Source organism: Bacillus cereus group sp. BfR-BA-01441, assembly GCF_022663075.1.
GTDB classification, from domain to species: Bacteria; Bacillota; Bacilli; order Bacillales; family Bacillaceae_G; genus Bacillus_A; species Bacillus_A cereus.
The window spans coordinates 1-5,828 of the sequence record NZ_JAKUEU010000154.1 but is presented as its reverse complement, the minus strand read 5'-3'; the positions used below and the strand labels follow the sequence as shown (position 1 = coordinate 5,828).

Sequence of the window (5,828 nt, the reverse complement as noted above, 5' to 3'; positions counted from 1 at the left end):
ACAGAAGAAGTCAATGCCTCTATGTCCAGTGTTTCTGAAACTGCCGCGCAAGTAGCTAAGGAAACAACTCAAACTGTACAGTCTATCCAATCACAAGCAGCATCAATCGAGGAAATCTCGAATCAGTCTAACAAAATAAAAGAAAAAGTAGAAGCATTGTCAGCGTTAGTTTCAAAATTTATTATTGAGAGGCATCACTAAGAGCAATAAAATATATCAAATATGATGTAAAAATAAAGAAGTCCATAGTAACTTATACAAAGTACAAAGGGCTTCTTTATTGAAACATGTTCTAAAATTCTTCACATCATTAAACACAATTAGTATTTAAACCAATGCGTTCACACAAGATTAAATGAATTTAGTTTTGTAAATCTATCAAATTTCATTTTGGAATTTCATGTCCCAATCAATTTCCAAAAGTGGAACTAAGAACTTATTTTATAGATTAAAATGCTAAATTATCTACAGGTACATTTCATTTAGTACCCATTTCCTTGTCTCGATATTTAGACAAGAAAATGGGTGCTTTTTTTAAACGAAGACACCAAAGTGGGTACTTTGTAAAAATAGAAAATACTAATTATGTGTGAAGTTAAAATTAAATTTTATATTATTTACAAAAATATTTATGAGGCATCTATTTTCTTATCTCATTAGGAGGACATGAAAGTCTATACTTATGTTAATTTCTTTCATTCTTATGTTGATGGGTATAGGAAGGGATTTCACAAATATAAAATAAGATTGACAACGCAAGATTACAAGTGTAATATTCAGTTACAGATTACAAACGTAATCCGAGGGAGGTGTAATATAAACTAATGAAAGAATTACCTAAAATTTCAGAAGCTGAGTTAGAAGTAATGAAAGTACTGTGGTCAAAATCTCCACAAACGGCAAATGAAGTGATTGAAGAGTTGGAAAAGAATATGGATTGGAAACCCAAAACGATTCGAACACTAATTAATCGATTAGTTCACAAAGAAGCAGTTGCTTACCATCAAGATAAAGGGCGAATGTACGCTTATTATCCTTTGGTTTCGCAAGATAGTTATTTACAAGTAGAAACAAAATCTTTGCTTAAACGTTTCTATGGTGCAGCATTTAAACCTTTACTGGTAAATTTCTTGAAAGAAGAAAAGCTGTCTTCAGAAGACATTAACGAGCTTAAACGTATCCTGGATGAGAAAACTGAGGAAAATCAGAGGAAGGATAGATGATAATGATAGAAATGTTTATAAATGTCTATCTGCCTCATTTTTTTGATTGGTTGATAGAGACCTCTATTATGGCTAGTATATTAGTGGTCCTAATCTTATGTATTAAGGTTTTGTTTAGAAATAAATTAACTCCACGTTGGCAATACATGCTATGGATGATATTAATTATAAGACTTGTTTTACCTTGGTCACCAGATAGTTCCTATAGTATTTATTCTGTTCTTACTTACAAGAATGATGATGCATTCCTTTCTAGCCAAAACCCCGTAGCTATTTTTCTTTCAAAAGAAGACATGGAAGATTTGAAAGGTATAGACGAAACAAAGGTTCTCACAAAAGAAGATACTTCTACCTCAAGTTCAACACAAACTGATCAGGCAAACAAGACACAAACACACAGTAATGAAAAACAGGATGGTGAGACGGTTCCATTCTATACAATCTGTATATACATTTGGCTTACTGGCGTTATCCTTCTAAGTGTTGCTACATTTATTATGAACAGGCGTTTATTACTTTACATAAAAAAACAACCTGTTATTACAGATGAAAAGATTGTCCAGATTTTTGAAGAGTGTAAGCAATCTATGTCTGTTCGACAAGAGATCCCTCTACTTGTATCTGGAAAGGTTTCCAGTCCAACAGTGTTCGGATTTATTCGGCCTAAGTTGCTGTTGTCAACAGTACATATGGAAATATTAGAGGAACAACAATTACGGTATATTTTTCATCATGAATTAGCTCACATCAAGCGAAGAGATGTTGGTGTGAACTGGATAATGCACGGCTTACTCATTTTAAATTGGTTTAATCCAATTCTATGGTATGCCTACTCATGTATGCGGGAAGATCAAGAACTAGCATGCGATGCATTAGCTCTTACATGTATAGATTCAAAGGAACAAATTGCATATGGCCATACTATTATTAGTCTTTTGGAACATTACTCAGGTTATTATCAAGTACCCGGTGTGGCGAATTTTAGTAAAAACAAAAGAATGTTAAAAAGGAGAATTCTAATGATTAAAAAATTCCAAAAAAAATCATATCGCTGGTCTGCGCTAGGGGCTGTGGCAGTGATTGCTGTATCATCTGTATCCTTATTAAATGCCCGTGCTGATATACCGAAAAATTCTGAGAAACAACAAATAGAAGTAAAAGATAATATGAAAGAATTAAAAACACAACCTGATATTTCTATACAGCAAATTGTAGAAAAAATGATTGGTACTAAAGAACAGGCGGAATCAGAATTTTTTGTTTCAGAAGGAGAATATAATACTTTACTTACAGAGCTTGGAGTGGCGAGGGATCTGTTTACGAAGGAAGAATTTGAGCGATTTATTAATTTAGAAACAGAATCACAGATTTTGTATAAGAAAGTAAAATTAGCAGGAAGTCCTGAAAAATTAGAACCAGAAGAGCAAAAAAAATATGAGAAAAATGTTGAAGAAATTGGACCATTTAGACAGAAAATTTATTCGTCTTTAAAATTGACTAAAAAGCAAGCACAGGAATATCTTGGTTTTCAAATTAAGAGACCAACGTATGTAGTAAAAGGGTATAAATTCACTGGAGAAGATATTCAAACACCATTGGCTATTAAAAAAATGGATCCCACTATTGTTTATGAATATCGAAATGAAGATTCCGTATATATGGTGTATCAATCTGCAGTTAGAGATCAAGGAGAAGAGTCGTTGAAGGGGATAGTAGGGACTAGTGAAAAGATAACTAATTATGAATTAGTTGGTACAAAAATAACTTTATCTGAAAGCACAAAGGATAAATTTAAAGTGATGAGAATGATTGTTCCTGCAAAAGGAAAGAATAATACTTATCAAGTCACAATTCTTGCAGATAATTTAAGTAAAGAAGAATTAGAGAAAATTATGCTTTCCTGTTTAAAATAAAAAATAGAGTCTCAGAATCCCGTTCCTGAGACTCTATTTTTATTTTAGGTAGAATCATTCTACGCAACTGTACAGAAATAAAGATCACTTTGAATTAATAGATTTGCTATTGAAAATCAGGGTAAAAATCTACGTACATATAATTAAAGCAAATTCCTTTATAAAAAAGTACCCACTTTCTTGTCTAAAAAGTATCCATTCTCATGTCTTTGTACATCTGATTACTCAAACTCATTTCAACCATCTCTTCAAGTGTTCGTTAAATTCCTATTTAAAGAACACTTGAGAATGAATTACGTGAGAAGGTATGTAATTAGTATACTTTCTAACGTAATGAATCTATATCAAACCCAAAAATTTATGAAATAATAAAGAGAGTGTAATTTTAAATAATATAATAATGCTAGTCAAATCTCTATTGAATTTATTGCAGCACCTTATATGGAATTATTATATATTCTATCAGGGATTTATATTTTTCCCTATAAGAACTGGAGTAATATTAGAAGCAAATAGCTCTATAATACTATATAGTAGGTTTGAGTTACTATAAATAATTATTATTAATTTATTTATATATAAAAAAACTGTATAGTTATTCAAAAAGACTGTGCATAAAAACTTGCATTATAACAAGTTTTTAGCACAGTTTTTTTTATTTTATGCCTTTCATTAAAACTTGAATCTTTGGGGCCATAAAATATAAAATTACACTTAAAATGATTGAAAGGCCACCAATTACACCGAAATAAATAATTTCTGTTTCAGGATTATATAATCGAACTATTTGAGCATTTATAGCTTGTGCAGCTGCACTAGTCAAGAACCACAGACTCATTGTTTGAGCAGAGAAGGCAGCTGGTGCTAATTTGGTTGTAATTGATAAACCTACAGGCGATAAACAAAGTTCCCCGATTACTACTAACAGGAAGCTAATCGCTAACCACATAGGGCTTACAAGGGATTCTGTACCATGTATATATGCAGGGATAATCATAACTAAGAAGGATAAACCAGCAAATAATAAACCAATAGCAAATTTATTAGCCGTACTTGGTTGACGTGAATTAAGCTTTACCCATAACCAAGCAAATACTGGTGCTAACAAAACAATATAAATAGGGTTTAATGATTGAAACCATGAAGATTGAAGTTCAAACCCGGCCAACTTTAATTGAGTACGCTGATCAGCATATGAAGCTAAAATGATAGCTCCTTGTTCTTGAATGGCCCAAAACATTGTAGCAGCGATAAATAATGGTATGTAAGCAATTAAACGAGACTTTTCAATTTTTGTAGTTTTCGGACTACGATACATAAAAATAAAGTAACCAGTTGGAATGAGAATACCTAAGATACTTACTAGTAAAGTGAATCGATTAATAGTTAAAATACCTGTTGGTATCGTTAAAATACAAAATAGTACTATAGCTATTGTACCAATACTAAACTGTATAATAACTTTTTTTCTTTCGATGTCTGTTAAAGGATTTGGTACTTGTGTTCCTGCTAAACCAAGGTTTTTCTTTTTTGTAAGGACGAAAATAATTAAGCCTAATAGCATACCAATTGCAGCGACACCAAAACCTAGGTGGAAGTTATACTTTTGACCAAGTGTTCCTATAACAAAAGGAGATAAAAGCGCACCTAAATTAATACCCATATAGAAAATACTGAAACCTGAGTCACGTCGAGTATCTGTTTCACTATATAAATCACCAACAATGCTAGATACATTAGGTTTTAATAAACCTGTACCAAGTACTAAAAACACCATAGATATGAATAAAGTACTTATAGTTCCAGGTAGTGCTAAAATCAGGTGACCGATCATAATTAAAACTCCACCCCAAAAAATTGTTCTACTTGAACCTAGTAGACGATCTGCAATCCAGCCACCAATAATGCCAGACATGTAAACGAGAGATCCATAGATGGCCATAATTGACGCTGCGGTCGCATGATCCATCCCTAAACCACCTTGTGAGATTGAATAATACATATAGTAAAGTAATATTGCTCTCATCCCATAGTAAGAGAATCGCTCCCAAAACTCTGTAAAGAATAGGGTAAACAGCCCCTTAGGGTGTCCGAAAAAACCGCTTTGCGGAACAGTACGAATAATATCGCTTTTACTAATCTTCTCCATACGAATACACTCCTTATATATAAATATAATAATACTAACTTAGTATAAACTAATAATTAGAAAATTAAAATAAATATTTACTTGGTTAATTATTAGAAATTTTTTAAAAAATAATTTTCTTGTTGATTTTAATGGGTATTTTAATTATATTTTTTAATATAGATATATTGATTGAAGATGATGATAGTGTATAAATATTAATACAAACTGTAGGAGGATTTATATATTGTTAAAAAAAGAAGTTTCTATAGAAGATATTTATCAGGAAATATTAGATGGAAAAAGAATTAGATTTCCTCCAAATACATGGAAAGAAGATATAGATAATAAAATGGCGCGGAGGGTATTAACATATTTGCTTAACAGTATTTTAAAATGGAATAAGGAAGACATAAGAAAAAAGTGGAACACAAAATTACTTGTAAAGTATAGGCTACGAGGATTACTCAAACATAGGTATGAAAATAGCCCTTTTAAAGCAATTAATGATTTGTATCCAAATCAGTTCAAAGAATGGGAATTTGGTATGACTCCTTTAAATTT

Annotated in this window: 4 protein-coding genes and 1 pseudogene; 4 read left to right on the top strand and 1 reads right to left on the bottom strand. The window is 31.5% G+C overall.

Translation table 11 applies throughout. The features are described from left to right. The 3 genes and pseudogenes from MR107_RS29020 to MR107_RS29010 form a co-directional block, all read left to right on the top strand. Positions 1 to 201 (top strand): annotated as a pseudogene (locus MR107_RS29020) (methyl-accepting chemotaxis protein); the annotation flags it as partial. Positions 202 to 824: 623 nt separating this feature from the next. Next, positions 825 to 1,223, top strand: coding sequence for a BlaI/MecI/CopY family transcriptional regulator (locus MR107_RS29015; RefSeq protein WP_097854132.1), 399 nt, complete (start codon positions 825 to 827; stop codon positions 1,221 to 1,223). A 2-nt stretch (positions 1,224 to 1,225) separates the two neighbouring features. Continuing rightward, positions 1,226 to 3,136 carry a M56 family metallopeptidase gene (locus tag MR107_RS29010; RefSeq protein WP_166695729.1) on the top strand — a complete coding sequence of 637 codons (1,911 nt, stop codon included), beginning with the start codon at positions 1,226 to 1,228 and terminating at the stop codon, positions 3,134 to 3,136. A gap of 655 nt (positions 3,137 to 3,791) precedes the next feature. On the opposite strand, the gene MR107_RS29005 is transcribed toward MR107_RS29010, so the two are convergent. Then, positions 3,792 to 5,285 carry a peptide MFS transporter gene (locus MR107_RS29005; protein WP_000411727.1) on the bottom strand — a complete coding sequence of 498 codons (1,494 nt, stop codon included), beginning with the start codon at positions 5,283 to 5,285 and terminating at the stop codon, positions 3,792 to 3,794. A gap of 226 nt (positions 5,286 to 5,511) precedes the next feature. Here MR107_RS29005 and MR107_RS29000 point away from each other — a divergent pair. Then, positions 5,512 to 5,828 (top strand): DUF4046 domain-containing protein (locus MR107_RS29000; RefSeq protein ID WP_242293074.1); only part of this gene is annotated, 317 nt, incomplete at its 3' end.